The sequence below is a fragment of the Paenibacillus sp. VT-400 genome, from assembly GCF_001029205.1.
Classification (GTDB): Bacteria; Bacillota; Bacilli; order Paenibacillales; family Paenibacillaceae; genus Paenibacillus; species Paenibacillus amylolyticus.
Genome location: NZ_LELF01000067.1, coordinates 417,534 through 433,054, shown reverse-complemented (window position 1 = coordinate 433,054; position 15,521 = coordinate 417,534). Strand labels below are relative to the sequence as shown.

Annotated in this window: 13 protein-coding genes; 6 read left to right on the top strand and 7 right to left on the bottom strand. The window is 45.1% G+C overall.

Annotated elements, in window-relative coordinates:
* Nucleotides 1-18: 18 nt before the first annotated feature.
* A complete protein-coding gene (locus tag EL84_RS12540; RefSeq protein WP_047841929.1) occupies nucleotides 19-1,686 on the bottom strand; it encodes a GAF domain-containing sensor histidine kinase in 1,668 nt (555 codons plus the stop codon).
* 99 nt (nucleotides 1,687-1,785) lie between these two features.
* The gene (locus tag EL84_RS12535) at nucleotides 1,786-2,268 is read right to left on the bottom strand and encodes an ArpU family phage packaging/lysis transcriptional regulator (protein ID WP_017690187.1); all 483 of its coding nucleotides are present in this window, start codon (nucleotides 2,266-2,268) and stop codon (nucleotides 1,786-1,788) included.
* A 743-nt stretch (nucleotides 2,269-3,011) separates the two neighbouring features.
* Between EL84_RS12535 and EL84_RS12530 the strand changes: the two genes are divergently transcribed.
* The 3 genes from EL84_RS12530 (at nucleotide 3,012) to EL84_RS12520 (ending at nucleotide 5,885) form a co-directional block, all read left to right on the top strand.
* Nucleotides 3,012-3,455, top strand: a complete 444-nt coding sequence (locus EL84_RS12530; protein ID WP_082219000.1) for a helix-turn-helix domain-containing protein — start codon at nucleotides 3,012-3,014, stop codon at nucleotides 3,453-3,455.
* Between the two features lie 42 nt (nucleotides 3,456-3,497).
* A complete protein-coding gene (locus EL84_RS12525) occupies nucleotides 3,498-3,914 on the top strand; it encodes an ImmA/IrrE family metallo-endopeptidase (protein WP_017690190.1) in 417 nt (138 codons plus the stop codon).
* 171 nt (nucleotides 3,915-4,085) lie between these two features.
* Nucleotides 4,086-5,885: a 5'-nucleotidase C-terminal domain-containing protein gene (locus EL84_RS12520; protein ID WP_036668808.1), complete on the top strand. Its 1,800-nt coding sequence runs from the start codon at nucleotides 4,086-4,088 to the stop codon at nucleotides 5,883-5,885.
* 601 nt (nucleotides 5,886-6,486) lie between these two features.
* On the opposite strand, the gene EL84_RS12515 is transcribed toward EL84_RS12520, so the two are convergent.
* Nucleotides 6,487-8,271 (bottom strand): proline--tRNA ligase, encoded by a 1,785-nt coding sequence (locus EL84_RS12515; RefSeq protein ID WP_047841928.1) that lies wholly within the window; start codon nucleotides 8,269-8,271, stop codon nucleotides 6,487-6,489.
* A gap of 370 nt (nucleotides 8,272-8,641) precedes the next feature.
* Entirely contained in the window at nucleotides 8,642-10,588 is a 1,947-nt protein-coding gene (locus EL84_RS12510) for an FAD-dependent oxidoreductase (protein ID WP_235431523.1), read from the bottom strand.
* Nucleotides 10,589-11,024: 436 nt separating this feature from the next.
* Here EL84_RS12510 and EL84_RS12505 point away from each other — a divergent pair, with 436 nt between their 5' ends.
* A complete protein-coding gene (locus EL84_RS12505) occupies nucleotides 11,025-11,696 on the top strand; it encodes a 3'-5' exonuclease (RefSeq protein ID WP_047841927.1) in 672 nt (223 codons plus the stop codon).
* A gap of 57 nt (nucleotides 11,697-11,753) precedes the next feature.
* Here EL84_RS12505 and EL84_RS12500 read toward each other — a convergent pair whose 3' ends face one another.
* The 3 genes from EL84_RS12500 to EL84_RS32260 all read right to left on the bottom strand — a co-directional run bounded on the left by EL84_RS12500 (nucleotide 11,754) and on the right by EL84_RS32260 (nucleotide 13,956).
* Entirely contained in the window at nucleotides 11,754-12,725 is a 972-nt protein-coding gene (locus EL84_RS12500; RefSeq protein ID WP_047844144.1) for a helix-turn-helix transcriptional regulator, read from the bottom strand.
* A 151-nt stretch (nucleotides 12,726-12,876) separates the two neighbouring features.
* On the bottom strand, nucleotides 12,877-13,581 hold the full coding sequence (locus tag EL84_RS12495) for a hypothetical protein (RefSeq protein ID WP_017690195.1): 705 nt from the start codon (nucleotides 13,579-13,581) through the stop codon (nucleotides 12,877-12,879).
* Between the two features lie 207 nt (nucleotides 13,582-13,788).
* A complete protein-coding gene (locus tag EL84_RS32260) occupies nucleotides 13,789-13,956 on the bottom strand; it encodes a hypothetical protein (protein WP_200904527.1) in 168 nt (55 codons plus the stop codon).
* 330 nt (nucleotides 13,957-14,286) lie between these two features.
* Here EL84_RS32260 and EL84_RS12490 point away from each other — a divergent pair, with 330 nt between their 5' ends.
* Together EL84_RS12490 and EL84_RS12485 are read left to right on the top strand one after the other, a co-directional pair.
* Complete coding sequence (locus EL84_RS12490; protein WP_053061467.1) at nucleotides 14,287-14,742, top strand: hypothetical protein; 456 nt, start codon at nucleotides 14,287-14,289, stop codon at nucleotides 14,740-14,742.
* Nucleotides 14,743-14,760: 18 nt separating this feature from the next.
* Nucleotides 14,761-15,465, top strand: coding sequence for an AIM24 family protein (locus EL84_RS12485; protein WP_036668803.1), 705 nt, complete (start codon nucleotides 14,761-14,763; stop codon nucleotides 15,463-15,465).
* The last annotated feature ends 56 nt before the right edge of the window (nucleotides 15,466-15,521 follow it).

Here is a 15,521-nt window from a genome sequence, read left to right as displayed (position 1 = left end):
CTCTTCTTCCCCCTGACTTTATACAGATTCGAACGGAAGTGGAATGACTGCCGTTACTGTCGTTCCCTTACGGGAAGAACTCACTATTTCTAAGCTGCCTCCGAGCGATTGAGCCCGTTCCTTCATAATGGACAGGCCAAGGGAGCTTTCAGACGACGCTTTTGGCCTGTTCGCACCACCTTTTCCCTGATCTGTGACAGTGAGCACCACTTCATGATTACTTAACTTGAGGGTGACCTCAGCAGAAGGAACATCCGCGTGTTTCCGTACATTATTCAGCGCTTCCTGTCCGATTCGCCACAATGCTTCTTCTATATTACGTGGTAAAGACCGCATTCCCGTCCGATTCGTCACCACTTGAAGCCCCTGGCTTGTGCCGTATTCCTGTAGTGCATGGAGCAGCCCTGCTTCCAGTCCCGAGGGACGGAGTTGCATAATCAATGCGCGCATTTCCTTGAGAGCCTCCTGAGACAAAGCCCGAATATCCTTCAACGCTTCCGTTGCCGGGAGCAACTGCTCGGAGCCAGATAACATACTTTCCGCGCCTTTAGCCGTTAACGATAGTGAAAATAAAATCTGATTAACCGAATCATGCAGATCGCGAGCCAACCGGTTTCTCTCTTCCAGTCGTGCAAGTTCGCGGCGATTCTCCGCCAGCTTCAGACTCTCCCATGAGGCCGCAATATGTTCGGCCAATGCCTCCAGCACTTCACGGTCCGCCTGCGCAGGACCTGATGTTCCTATTCCGATCACCAGAATTCCCGTTTCCCCTGGCGCATGGTACGGAAGGGGAGCAGCAATTCCCGAGGCAATGGAATTCGTAGTCTGGTCAGGCTTGCACAGGGTAAATATCTCAGCGATCTCTGTCCCAGACAGAGATGTTACACGATGACTATTGATTACATGGTTAATGTGGCTCGTCACTTCGGAAGATAACGGAGTACCTGATAACGTTCGAACCGTATCATTTGCATAGGCTGCCTGCAAAACGAACATTCCATTTTTCTGCTGAATGATTGTAGCAAAAGGCCAATCATAATGCTGCCGAAGCAGCTGTACAACTTTTAAACAAAAAGCATCAGAATTGCTGCACTCGTTCACTGCAAGACCCAAAGCCGTGCTGAACTCTCCCAGCTTGGCATACAGATCAGCTCTTCGCTGCTCCGCACGATACAATCTCATCCGTTCTACCGCACTACCAATCTGGTACGCCACGCCCTGTAAAAGTGCCAGTTCACTGTCGCTGAAATGTTCCTTGGCTGGCGCAGCCACGTTGAGCAGGCCGAGCATCTTCTCCCCTGACCTTAATGGAACGGTTGCATGGTGGGTAATATCATGAGTATCTCCCCATCGGAATTCCACCGCATCCTCCAGCCGTTTACAGTTAATGATGTTGACCGCATGATTGAGCTGACCGTCCTTAAAGCGGTTCACACACCAGCAGGTACCCGTTCGCATGGGCTCTTTATCTTCACGCAGTAATGCCGGGGGCAGATTATAATCCGAAACACAGGTATAGTCTCCACGTTCATTAATCAGAAACATCCAGCCTGCCGTTAATCCGGTCAACTCCAGTAATTTGCCGACCACGGTATCCAGCATTAAGTTCAGATCATTGGACGTATTGAGCGTTTCCGCGATTATCTTCAACGTGACCATTTCCTGCATTCCGACTTCTTCCGACATCGCAGAATTCTCTCCTTTGGCTGTACCAACTGTGGTTTGTTCAACTATTGTAACCAATCCACCTTGGATATTAAAGGATCAACTTCTTCAATCGCTCACTCAGCCCAGCTTCTGTCGCTCTTTGCGGGACACAGACAAAGGCTCCATATTAATCAGACCTCGATCTGACAGAGCCAGCGCCATTTTGTAGAAAGCACGTGTACGAATCTTCGTATACGTATCCTTGCTGACAGGTGGATCAAACACATGGTTATACACTTTATAGTCAAACACATCATCGTCTTTCAAATATCGTTCACAGACAAGTACACGTTCCTTTTCACTCAGCCGGGACACAACAAAATCAATCGTATCGCAGTATGCCTGACGCGCGCGCTGCACATCCACATTGTAGATCGCCGTTCTCGCCGTGGAATCCCCCGTCACATTGGTTGCACCGTGGAAACGCTCGGCATAACTTGCCGTCACCATAACCTCTCGTTCTTCAAATGCAATGGTTTTATAAATTCGGTATTTTTCCAGCGCAGCTTCAACAGCTGTTTGCGTTTTGCGTCGGTCCAATTCGGGCAGCATCAATTCCATATTTATCTTCCTCCTCTAATATTTTTTACTCCATTCATATCTCTCACTCTATCGTTCACGTCATGTTGTTTTGCCATCATTCTTTGCACGATGGAAAAACGCTCTTATTCATAGAGTTGTCCAGTTTCCTAAATAAATAACGACATGTCTTCAATTTCCCGCTGTTGCCTTTTGGAATCACTCCAAATCGGTATAATCCGGGGAATTACCTTCTTCAAAGAGTCATTTCTAACATCCAACCTGTGTCATTGTTACATTTTGTTCGTATAGTGTTCGTATTTCTATTTGAGGATACCACTTTCTGGAGATCGGAGTAAACCTTCATTTTGGTTCATTTTGACGATAAAATAAAACCTTCGCTCTCATTTCCTATGCCTTTTGGCATAATTGTTTCATATCTCTTTACCTAATGGTATATATACGTTATAGTACTGTTTAATTAATGAACTTCCGTACAAGTCATTTGATTTTTATAAAGAAGCCACCGAGATTTTTAGGGAAGGCACTTAGGTGTGTATCACGCGCATACGCAGTGAAGGAGACGGAATCGATTCTGAAGAAGCGAAGCGTTCGCCTTTATCCCCGGATTTCTCCCTTTAGAGAGGGAAATAGGAAATCTGGGGATAACAGCGATCAAAAGAACGATCCGAATCCGAAACGGGCATTGAACGCACACCTACCTCCCCCATCCAACTGTCTTCTTTATAACTCAAGCACTTGTACGAATCGAAGGAGTTGGCATAATTGTGGAGCACGCTTTTGGTCCTTATATGAAACAACTGCGCGAGCAACAGGGATACAGCATCAATCAGCTCGCCGAAGCAGCCGGAATAAGCAACTCACAGATTTCACGTATTGAGAATGGGGTCCGGGGTGTGCCAAAACCAGCGACCATCCGCAAGATTTCAGATGCACTCTCGGTGCCCTACACAGAGATGATGAAGCAGGCCGGTTATATTGAACCAGGGAGTGCTGCTGAACTTCAGGACGTACCGGAATGGGCTACATACAAAGACCGTCGTGATTTCAAAAAGATGCTGGAGGACGATGATGATCTGATGTTTGACGGCATTCCACTCGATGAAGAGGACAAGAAACGAATCAAGGATGTGCTGACAGGTCTGTTCTGGGAAGCCAAACAGATGAACAAACGCAAAAAGACAGACGAATCGGACAATCGCCCATGAGGCATGACCCACTGAATTTAATAAGGCAGCAGGTGAGATCATATGGATGACATCGTAACAAAGCTGATTCGAAAACACCGGACCAACTGCCCGTTCAGCATTGCCCGCGCGGTTGGAATACAGATTCGTTTCACCAATTTGGGGAAGTCCACCAAGGGACTGTACTTTCGCAAGCTCCGGCGCAGGTTTATCGTCATACACAATGATTTGCCGCCGGAGTGGCAACGGTTCGTGTGCGCCCATGAGCTTGGACACGACCGACTTCATAAAGGGATTAATCGATTCTTTCTGGAGGAACATTCCTATTTTGCTCCAGGCAAGCTGGAAAGACAGGCTAACCGTTTTGCCATTCAATTGCTGACCTCCGGAGTGATGCCTGAACCGGATGAATCTTTGGAGAAATTTTGTTTGCGTACCGGACTGCCGCGTGAAGCGCAGCATTTTTTTTACACTCTTTAAGAACATACGTTCTTTCCGATGATTATATTTTCCAACAGCAGATTTACATGTCACTTTCAGGTTACTTATTTTTACGTAATTCGCGAGATTTCCTAATAATAGTCTGTTAAAATACTATTTGAGCTGTGTAAACGCTCAAGTAATTATTATTATGGGAGGTTTCGGATTCATATGAAAATCTGGAAGAATTACGTTTCACTTCTGCTAACGGTCTGTTTGCTGTTTGGCAGTGTAGGTATTGCCGCAGCTGCAACGGATACCACTCCGGGCACAGGTAAACACATTACCATTCTACATACGAATGATACGCATGCCCGTGCAGTTGAATCTTCACCTGCTATGGGTTTTGCCAAAGTAGCTGGAATCGCTGACAAATATCGTAGCGAAAACCCGAACACACTCTTGCTAGATGCTGGAGATGCTGTGCATGGTACAACATTTGCCACTCTTGTGAATGGTGAGAGCATCGTGAAAGTCATGAATGAAATGGGATACCAGGCCATCGTACCGGGTAACCACGAATTCAACTATGGTTCGGATCGCCTGATCGAACTGGCAGACATGATGAACTTCCCCATGCTGAGTGCCAACGTGAAGAAAAAAGACGGAACACGTCTCTTCGATCCTTACCTCATTAAAGAGGTGGATGGCGTGAAGATTGGTATCATCGCTTTGACTACACCTGAAACGTTGTATAAAACGAATCCTAAAAACGTAGAAGGTCTTGATATTACAGATCCATCTGCGGAAGCCAAAGTTCTGGTAAACGAAATCCGCAGCAAAGTAGATGTTGTTGTGGTATTGGGACACCTTGGACAAGATGCATCCAGCACGGATACTAGCTTTAAAGTTGTTAAAGAAGTTCCTGGCATCGATGTATTCATCGATGGTCACAGCCACACTGTACTGCAAGATGGCCTTGTATCCGATAACGGAACATTGATTGCAAGTGCAGGAGAATACACTAACTACGTAGGTGTCATCGATCTGTGGGTAGATGGTGGTAAAGTAACGAAGAAACAAGCAACATTAATTGATGAAACTGAAGCAAAAGACATCAAACCAAATGAGAAAGTCGCGACTCTCGTAAACTCCATTCAAAAAGAACAAGAACCTATCTTGAAAGAAGAAGTAGCCAATACAGCTATTCTGCTGGATGGTAAACGTGAACAGGTACGTGCAGGAGAAACTAATCTGGGTGACCTGCTTGCAGATGCCATTCGTGATGTCAGCAAAGCCGATATTGCACTGACAAACGGTGGGGGTATCCGTGCTTCCATCGAAAAAGGGATCGTAACCAAAGGTGATATCATCACAGTACTTCCTTTTGGTAATCAAGTGGTAACGCTTGAAGTGAAAGGGTCCGATATTCTGGCAGCCCTTGAAGTCGGTGTAGCTTCCTACCCTGAACCAAGCGGTGGATTCCCGCAAGTATCTGGTATCAAGTTCAAAATCGACACTTCCGCTGCAGAAGGTAGCCGTGTACATTCCGTAACCGTGGGCGATAAAGCCCTTGATCCGGAAGCAACGTATACACTGGCAACGAATGATTTCACAGCTGTTGGTGGTGACGAATACACCATGTTTGCCAAATATCCAACTACGGGTATGTATGGCGCGCTGGACGAAGCATTGATCAATTACATGCAGAAGCTTGGCGCTGTAGACATCAAAACAGATGGTCGGATCAGTGAAGCGAAAAAACCTGCAGTAGAGCCGGAAACTCCGGCAACAGAAACACCAACTCCAACCAAGCCAAAACCAGAAACACCAAAACCGGAAAAACCGTCTAAACCAACGCCAAGTAAACCAGCTCCAGCCAAACTGCATGTTGTGAAATCCGGAGACTCCCTGTACTCTATCTCCAAACAATACGGCACAACTTGGCAGGCATTGCAAAAGCTGAACAATATTAAAAATCCACACTGGATTTATCCAGGTCAACAATTGAAATTGCCTGCAGCTTCTTAAGCTCAGCAAAGCAAAGTGCATATAGGCATGATCCGCTTATAAGGCGCAACAACATAACGAATCAATCTTGTCATAACCAAAAGGGTGTCCCTCAGGCCAGATTACTGGTTAAGGGGACACCCTTTTGTATCTCCGTTCTTAAACATCAATCCATATCAGATAATTGAACATTTCCTGTGGACATATCCTGCTGATCCTGACAATCATCTGAGGCAAAAATAAACCCCAGCCAGGCCTTTACGGACCAACTTCATCATGTGCCTTCCACACCGAACTATATAAAAACTCTCCGGAATGACCGTGTTCATGCGGTTATTGTACTTTTATTTCGACATCTCTATCTTCTCAAAATTGCATACTTGCACATAAATCCACCTGAGTATGATCATCTTCAAATCCTTAATCATAAAATCATGTGTATACTAAATACAACTATCCAAATATAGTTATTTCGTATGATATCACTCATAAAATCCTGCCAAATTGCATGCCTATAGCCCTCTTTTTCATGCTCACATTGGAATTTCAGCAATCAAAATCAGCTACCGCATCATATTCAGTACTATTATATGAACTCATATAATTAGAAAATCCCCTGAATTTAGGAAGTGAGCTGTTCCTTCACATAAAGCACAGCCTCCTGTGCAGTCAACCCGATTCGTTTCGATTCACCTGTTGCTGCAAGTGCGTGTGATCCCAATTCAACCTGTCCTTCTGCTGCTCCTCGGCCAATAACGATCTGCACAGGCAATCCGATCAGCTCCGCATCCTTGAATTTCACACCTGGACGTTCATCCCGGTCATCAACCAATACCGTGTAACCGCCATCGATCAATTGTTGTTCCAGTTCGAGGGTGAGTTGACGCTGCTGCTCATCCTTCCAACTTACTGTAATCAGATGCACATCATATGGCGCCACAGCGGCCGGCCAACGAATGCCCTCATCTCCTGCATACTGCTCAGCTATAGCGGCCATCAGGCGGGATACGCCAATGCCGTAACACCCCATGACGGGCGCACACTGGCGACCATTACGATCCAGGAATGAAGCGCCCATGGCATCACTATATTTCGTTCCCAATTTGAAAATGTGTCCAACCTCAATACCTTTGGTAAACACAAGTGGTGATCCACATGTTGGACAAGCATCCCCTTCCGCAGCAAAGCGGATTCGTTCTACTCGCTCCAATGCAAAATCAATCCCTGGGCGTACACCGGAAACATGCACATCCACTTCATTGGCTCCTGTAATTGCACTCTTCATCACTGCCACGTCAGCGTCCACCACCATCGGCAGATTTAGTCCAATCGGACCCAGGAATCCTACCTTCAGATTTGGATGAGCCGCAATGGCTGCATCGTCTGCAAGGATCAGTTCCTCTGCCCCCAACACCTGCTTCAATGCGATGTCATTCAGTTCATGATCTCCACGCACAAGCGCAGCGACGAGCTGACCATCCGCCACATAAAGCAGCGTTTTGATCATATGTTCAGCACCTTTGCCCACAAAAGTGGTTAACTCTGCGATCGTACGAACGCCAGGTGTCGAGATACGTACTACGGTTTCCACTCCTGAATGTTGATCCGTTTGAAGCGCGGAGTCTGCACTCGCAGAATCAGCTGGAACTTCCAAGCTTCTTTCTTTTTTCTCCATATCTCCAGAAGTCTGATAATCCGCTTTCTCCAGATTTGCAGCATATCCACAATGTTTGCAGGTTACAATTGTGTCCTCACCCACATCAGCAAGAGCCATGAACTCATGTGTTTCTCCTTGACCGCCAATGGTTCCTGCGTCCGCCTCAACACGGATATAGTCCAGACCACAACGCTCCAGAATGCGACTATACGCCGTGTTCATCGCCTGATAAGTCCGATCAAGCTCTTCCCAGTCCGAAGCAAAAGAGTACGCATCCTTCATGATGAACTCACGTCCACGCAGCAATCCAAAACGAGGACGGCGCTCATCCCGGAACTTGGTTCCGATCTGGTACAGGGTGAATGGCAGCTTACGATACGAGCTCACCTCGTCCCGCGCTAAAGCGGTTACGACTTCCTCATGTGTTGGTCCAAGAGCAAATTCCCGTGCATGACGATCCTTCAGACGCATCAATTCGGGACCATACTGTGTGTATCTTCCGGATTCTTCCCACAACTCCGCAGGCTGCATAATCGGCAGTAACACTTCCTGACATCCAGCACGATCCATCTCTTCACGAACGATCCGTTCAACATTTAACAATATACGCCGTCCAAGGGGCAGGTAACTGTATATCCCTGCTGCCAGTTGGCGAATCATGCCGGAACGCAGTAACCAGCGATGTCCCGCTGCATCTGCCTCCGCTGGCGCTTCACGTAATGTTGGGACAAGCATTTCACTTTGACGCATCATAACACACTCCTAATCTTCCTTTTTTTGTCATCAAATACGGCGCATAAACAGCAAAAAGACACCTCCGTCAAGGGACGAATGTGTCGTGGTACCACCCTTATTTAACTGCAAATTAATCCGTTTGCAACCTATGCGATCTGTAACGTGCAGTCCTACGGGGCATAACGGGCCCTGCCGGCGGAGGTTGCAACCCTGTATGGGCATTCTCTTCCGCAGCTCGCGAGGTAGGAATTTATGAAGCAGCTACAGGAACCTTGCACCACACTATTCCCTCTCTGTTGAAGCTGGCTTGCACAATCATGTCCTCGTTATAACGCTGTTATCATTTTTGACCACATTAGTTCATTTACAAGTAATTGTCAACCAATTAGTCGAATACAACTCCAGAATAATACTCCACTACATCACGAATGAGCATAAACGCATCCCCATTTGTAAGATTGTTCTTGTCAGCAATGCCAGCAAGCGTGTCGGCACTTATAAAGTTTTGTGTTTGCAAATGAGCGAGTGCCTGTTCAAGTGAAGTTTCCGTTTCTGAAGATCCCATTGCCAGACATAACATATACGCAGCCTGATCCAACGTTAAAGGTAGGGTTACGGCATTCTCCATATTTGCTAGAGCTTGGTCAGCACTACCTGTGTAGGCTTCTGGAAACATCGCTTGCATTCTTTTCAATTTACTTAAAAATCGTTCTGGATTCATTCCTTTATCCAGTTCCCAACCATCGTTATTATAATTGCCTGAAGTCATATACATACTCGCTGCAGCCAGCAATCCCTTGTAATCCTTATGCTCCATATAATCAGGCTGTTCGAAACGATGTACTTTCAGATCCATCCCCTGATTCTCCAGCATCTTACGTAATTCAGATGCTCGCTCTTCGGAAGTTGAGAGTTCGCGGAAGGACTCCTTATGGATATATGCCAGCTTGACCGCCGCTCCTGCTGCTTCTCCCTCTGCCATTCCCAGTGGGACAACTCTTGCACTACCGTGTGGGATTGTATCAAAACTTGCTGCACGTCCAACGACGAGCAAACCATCAACCTTTAGCGGTACAAGCGAGCGAAAAGGTACACCATATTGAATCGGACTCAACATAATCGTGCCGGGATTTCCAACACTCGTGCTCTGAATATCAATATCGTATGAGCCGTATCCAATGGCATCCCAATGATCACGATTTTCCATGACATCAGCTAATGTTAATCGGTACTCGCCATAGATATGACGTGATTCTCTCACGTAAAGCTCGTCTGCTGTTCCAGCATATTTTAGCCCTGCAAATTCATCATAATTTTTCTTCAGAAAATCAACAATTAGTGGGGCTTCTTTACGCCCGATTTCCAGACCTTTTTTCACAGATATCGGATCTAACGGATCTACCCCAAAGATTTGCATCGTATTAATCAAGATTGTATCATCATTTTGTCTTCCGATATTCAGACTGCGAATCTTAATATGTTGTGGATTGGAGGATTCATATTTTCTAGCATCACCGTACCCCCAAGCACTCATCTTATCAACCCCTGTTCCCTCTCTTTCCCTAAACTTTTGCCATACCTCATCAGTAACACCGCTTAACTTGAATACAAGCGTAGAGACCATTTTGGATTTACCATCTCCAATATCTTGTCTGCCTATGGAGTATGGAACTCCTGCAGCGGCTGCAATATCCGCATCTTGCGTTGCATCAATGATGGAGCGGGTTGAAATCTGAACAGTTGTTCCATCTTCTTTAGTTATGCTCATACCCGTTATTGTCGTGTGATCTCCCGTAGATTGTTCAGTAAGGGGGACTAATTCCTTAACATTCATCAACAGGTCAATATTAGGTTCAGAACGAACCATCCGATAGAAAATGTTAGCCGCTGTATTGGTATCAAATGAACTACCCTCGATCTGGTCGAACCATTCCTGGAAGATACCTTTGTTCAAAAAGTCAGGCTGCCGCAAACTACTCAATAACTGCGGTTGTTCAGGGGAATAATTTAGATCCAGCGTATTAAGACCTCCCTCGGTCAACAATCCTCCCAACATGTTGCGATCTCTTGCTTCCACCAGCAATACACGCATCCCATTACGAGCAGCTGATAAGGCAGCAGTAATACCTTCCGGATCCGTTCCAGCTACAATAACGTTATAGGAATCTTTCAGGTTTAGTGTAGATTGCACTTCCTCCAAAGGCTGCCATACATAATTATTATTAAATTTATAATTCTTGTTCCAAATATAAAATGCACCATATGCAGCGCTCATTAAAACAATAAACACACTGGCTGTAATTGCTGTTATTTTCAATTTTCTACTAATCAAAGAAACAAACCTCCATATGTACTTTAAATTCAATAATACTAACTCGTGAAGTAGTTTTATTACTGTTATACCAACAACCGACTAACTTTTCCTCCTTTCCTGCATGAGCATGCTATAAATAATAAAAAACTCCCCAACACTTCAAACGGTGTTAGGAAGTTCTGATAATAAGACGGAAAATTCTACTTTTATGTTGCCATAAATACAAACAAAACATAGGAAAGTCCCTAACTTTCCTCATTATAACGACCACTTTTTGCGAAGTAAAGACTTACCAAAACCGGAAATGCATTAGAAAGATCATTAAACACTCAGACTGTTCGTTCATCCTGACTACAATGAATTCTCTGGCGATGGCTGACATGGCAGCACGTTCCCTGTAATATAGAGAAATAGAAATCTATCACAGGTATTAATCGATAAAGGAGCTTGTCCTATGCCATATATCATATATGATCTTGAATTCACGGTAAGTCGCAATACTCGCTATTCTTCTGAAATTATTGATATCGGTGCCGTCAAAGTTACGGAAAGTTCAGATGGATTGGTCGTAACGGACACGTTCCATACGTATGTTCGTCCTTCCAATAAGTCTGTGCTGTCCACTGACACGATTCAGTTTACAGGTATCACACAGAAAGATATTGATGCAGCCCCCCTTTTTCCGGCAGCACTGAACCAATTCATTGCCTGGATGGGAAGTGACCCCTATTACATGTGTTCCTGGGGACCCGATGACCGCAGCAAACTGATCTCTCATTGTCGCACCCATCAACTTGATGTAGCCTGGATCACTAATCATAACGATCTCCAACAACAATGGTCCCGCACCGTTCGTAAAGAAGGCAAGTTCCGTCAACTCGGACTCGCTCAGGCTCTTGAAATCTGTGGAATTGAATTTGATGGTACCCAGCATCGTGCCTTGGATGATGCCATCAATACAGCCAAGGTGTTTATGCATCAATTTGACCGTTTCACTTTGGAAAACAACTGTGCAGCCGATGATGAGGGCATTACATCCAAGGTTGTTTATTCCAGCTCCACAGAAGATGAAGAAAAAGAATCTCCATTTGGCAATCTGGCAGGCCTTTTCAAAACCAAAGAGTAACCGTCCACAGCACAGTACTTAATGGTGTTTTGGCTTAGGATAGGTGGCATTCTAATCTCAACTTTTATTGTACATTTGTTGCCAATAGTTTAGACGTTCTTTCATCTTGATGCGGCAGATCTCCGGTTCGAGAATTTCCGCATCAGGTCCATATTTAGATATCCATACAAGAAATTCGTCAACATCACTTAATATGGCTTCAAATAACAGGCTACCTTCCGGTTCAATGGTTAGGATGGGTCGTATAAAAAATTGCTCCTGCATCACACGCTCCACAGCATGGGGTGCAAATCGAATTTTGAACGCAGTCCAATCCGTACTTCCCTCGTATGCCCAAGGAATGCGGAAGTGCGATTGCATCAGATAATCCTCTTTGCGAAACGTGCGTGGCAATATCCGTATCTTTTGCAGCCGGCTCACCTGAAATATTCGAAGTTTCTCCGACAGGTGACAATACCCTAACAGCTCAAATCTGTATTCACGAGGGATAAGACAGTAAGGATCTATACGTATGATCCCTTTTTTACCTTGAGACAGATACTCCCCTTCAATGGTGTTCTGTGAAATGCCAGCCTGAAGCAGGGTAATCATGGATTGATTCTGCGAATCGTTGTTTTTATTTTGCCATGCGGGCAATCCCGCTTTGAACAATCCACTAATTTGCTCCGACCATTCCACTCGTTCTGTTTTGTTTTTCTGACTCGCAGCAACCACTTTCTCATAAGCGCTCTCAAAAGCAGGTTTCAGCAAAGGACGAATATTCTCCATAACTTCAGCAAGATGCATGAAAGCTTGGGCTTCTTCATCAGACCAATTTAGGGGATACATGGCAAATTGGCTGATAAACATGTACCCTTGCCCGTGTCCCATATTGGCGATCGGGATATGCATTGCACTGAGGGCCTCCATGTCGCGGTATATCGTCCTTTCCGTCGTCTCGCATCGCTGGGCGAGCTCACGTGCCAGTATGCCTGGCTTGGCCTGCACCAGCGTTATAATGCGCATTAATCGGATTAGTCGGTCTGTCATTTTGCCGGACCCTCCACGATGTTGTTTCAATAAATTTGATACAACTCCATCCATTGTTTAATATGATATTGATACATACATTCGACCTTCTCCTAAACTTCACCTTCAAATATGTAGACTCTCTCTATACCGTTACCACCTGAAATCAACCCTATTCCCCTAATATCTTTTTTTCACGGTCATGATATCCTGTTGTAAACGTGATCTCATAGTGATAACGCAACTTTTCAACGATCTCGGCTTCCGCGTAATAGTCCAGATCTTGCTTCCGCGCAGCTTCAATTAACAAGGCATCAGCATGACGACGTAACATATTACTTCCCTCTTGAACCCGGCCTCTTTCGTAGGCGCGTAAGGCTTGTTTGATCAGGGGCACGGTTTCACTTAATTTGATCGTCTTCTCCACCTTGGGATCTTCTGGCTGTCGCAGCATGCCCAGATGACTGGTGTACTGAATATACAACTGTTCTCTTCGTAACAATACACGTTGACTTTGCTTCAACTTCCTTGTGCTCCAGTAGGCTGAACATACGGCAGCTTTTCCTGATACACGGGGTCCCATGACGAATTCAAGCAAAATTTGTTTACTTTCTCCCTTGTACATATCCCCAAGCCTCAATAACCAACCAATATCCGTTTCTTTGGAACGACATCCATAGATGCCCTTTAGCTGTACTCCATATTCCGGTTTGAGCAAAAGTTCCAAATCTCTTGATACAATTTTGGGTGCTATTTTCCTAAGTCTTTTGGCAGGGGCACCGTTACGCCACTCTACCATCATATATACGGGGTCGGCTCCCCCTGTCGGTATGGCCTCTTTATTCCACGAATAAGATACTTCAAAGACTGAGTTCACTGGTAGTCTCTCCCCCGATTTATGTGTATTATCTTCTAAGTTATCAGGGTGAATGGACACTATATTGTCACGGAACACATGTTCTCATTAAATTTTTCCAATATATTAGTTTTATATCCCTAAATCCGTCTCAATACGACAATAAACGACGAAAAAGCCTGGCACTAGGCCAAGCTTATCAATCACTTATCTATGACAAGTCCCAAATTAAACAGTAGGATGATTGACTCCCATTTTGTGTAAATATTGTACGCCATCTGCTTCGTTTACCGGTGCATAGGTGACACTGTCAATGACCAGCTTACGCCCTACTGGCTCTCCATTAACAGTGATCATAATCGTTTTGGTTGATGTGTTCTGATCTGCTGTGTACATATGTTTCTACTCCTTCATGTTCACGATCTTATATTCAATCGGATATATTGGTATCGTTCATTAAATTGCGTATTTGTGAATAGCATGCACCCGGAACTGAAGTAAAAGATCTGTAAAACGGTCCGGTGTGCTTGCCTATCGTTCTATTACCCCGCAGATTTGTAAGTTAAACAGCCCTGTTCCTAAATAATTTTATATATTTCGGGTAATAAAACGATATCATATTGAACCCATCGTCCCGGTTTTGACGTATAATGTAAGAGCCGTATTTCAACAATAGACGACGAATTCGGCGATTGATCTATCTAACCAAAAAAAGAGGTGTTAACGATGCCAAAATCCATTCAGGGTTATTTCATTCGGGTGTTATTCACCACATGCATTCTATTTACCGTATCGATCGCTTCGACAGTAAGTGCGGCCAGTGCCAATATTTTTACGGATATATACAGCGGATGGGAGCGAGTCTCCGAACTGCCCGGAGAAGTGAACGCTCTGCAGGAAAGTTATAAGCAAACGATGGAGCAATTAAATCAAACGTCTGCTCAGTTGGGACAAGCCCAGGCCAATGTCGAAGCATTTAAGACCCAGAATGAACAACTGCTGGCTCAGAACCAGAAACTCACTGAAATGGTAAGTAAATTACAGGACGACCAGAATGCCAAAGCAGCTACCACCAAACGAATTCAGACGACGATCATCATTGTCGTTTCTCTCATATTGGGTTACTTTGTTCTGATTCGTGTGATGCGCTGGGGAATGCGTCGCCGTTCGGGCCGAGTATAAAAGAACAGGAGCAACTGCATGAACATACACCTGAACAATGCTGAAGCAGGCGGAGCAGGACAAGTCGTCACATTTTCACTCATTAAAGATGACCGCCTTCATATTTTGCATCCGCAGCAAATTGTGGCCTTCCGCGGTCCAAGTGGGAGTCGCAATGACAAATTCATGAATATCACGGGCATATATCGCAAAAAAAAGCTGATTAAATCCGAAATCACCGGACCTTGCCAATTTGTGGCTGCCCTTCCTCCCGGATTCACGATGAAGGAAGTGGAGCTCACGGAGGACAGTGATCTGCTCTATGACTTCCGCCACCTGTTCTTCTACTCTGATGGTGTAACCATGCATACCAAAATCCAGAAAATCAAAAACATGCTGATCACCCGTGATGCAGTGAAAATGAAATTTTCCGGCAAAGGCAAAATCGGATTGCTCACTCAAGGTCAGGTCTGCCAACAGGAACTTCATCCAACAGCGCCACTCTATGTGGATGCTGGCAGTATTATTGCCTATCCTGAAAATGCACATCTGGAACTCACCGTATATGGTAACAACCTTGCCAGTCAGCATATGAATTATCATTGGAAGATGACAGGACATGGATCTGTACTCTTTCAGGCTGGACGTGAGAATCACCGCTTGGAACAGGATCTTAACGATGAGGGACTGTTCAAACGAATTCTGAAAGAAGTGATCCCTTTCGGCAATGTATTGATCAAATAAACTGTTAGTTGATGGAGCCGACCAATTAGCTGCCACTATGCTCCAGTGGGGTGGTC

What these genes read in the sequence shown, in the direction of transcription:
- EL84_RS12540 (WP_047841929.1), bottom strand. Translation starts at nt 1,686, where the DNA reads ATGTCGGAAGAAGTCGGAATGCAGGAAATGGTCACGTTGAAGATAATC.
- EL84_RS12535 (WP_017690187.1), bottom strand. Translation starts at nt 2,268, where the DNA reads ATGGAATTGATGCTGCCCGAATTGGACCGACGCAAAACGCAAACAGCT.
- EL84_RS12525 (WP_017690190.1), top strand. Translation starts at nt 3,498, where the DNA reads ATGGATGACATCGTAACAAAGCTGATTCGAAAACACCGGACCAACTGC.
- EL84_RS12520 (WP_036668808.1), top strand. Translation starts at nt 4,086, where the DNA reads ATGAAAATCTGGAAGAATTACGTTTCACTTCTGCTAACGGTCTGTTTG.
- EL84_RS12515 (WP_047841928.1), bottom strand. Translation starts at nt 8,271, where the DNA reads ATGCGTCAAAGTGAAATGCTTGTCCCAACATTACGTGAAGCGCCAGCG.
- EL84_RS12505 (WP_047841927.1), top strand. Translation starts at nt 11,025, where the DNA reads ATGCCATATATCATATATGATCTTGAATTCACGGTAAGTCGCAATACT.
- EL84_RS12500 (WP_047844144.1), bottom strand. Translation starts at nt 12,725, where the DNA reads ATGACAGACCGACTAATCCGATTAATGCGCATTATAACGCTGGTGCAG.
- EL84_RS32260 (WP_200904527.1), bottom strand. Translation starts at nt 13,956, where the DNA reads ATGTACACAGCAGATCAGAACACATCAACCAAAACGATTATGATCACT.
- EL84_RS12490 (WP_053061467.1), top strand. Translation starts at nt 14,287, where the DNA reads ATGCCAAAATCCATTCAGGGTTATTTCATTCGGGTGTTATTCACCACA.
- EL84_RS12485 (WP_036668803.1), top strand. Translation starts at nt 14,761, where the DNA reads ATGAACATACACCTGAACAATGCTGAAGCAGGCGGAGCAGGACAAGTC.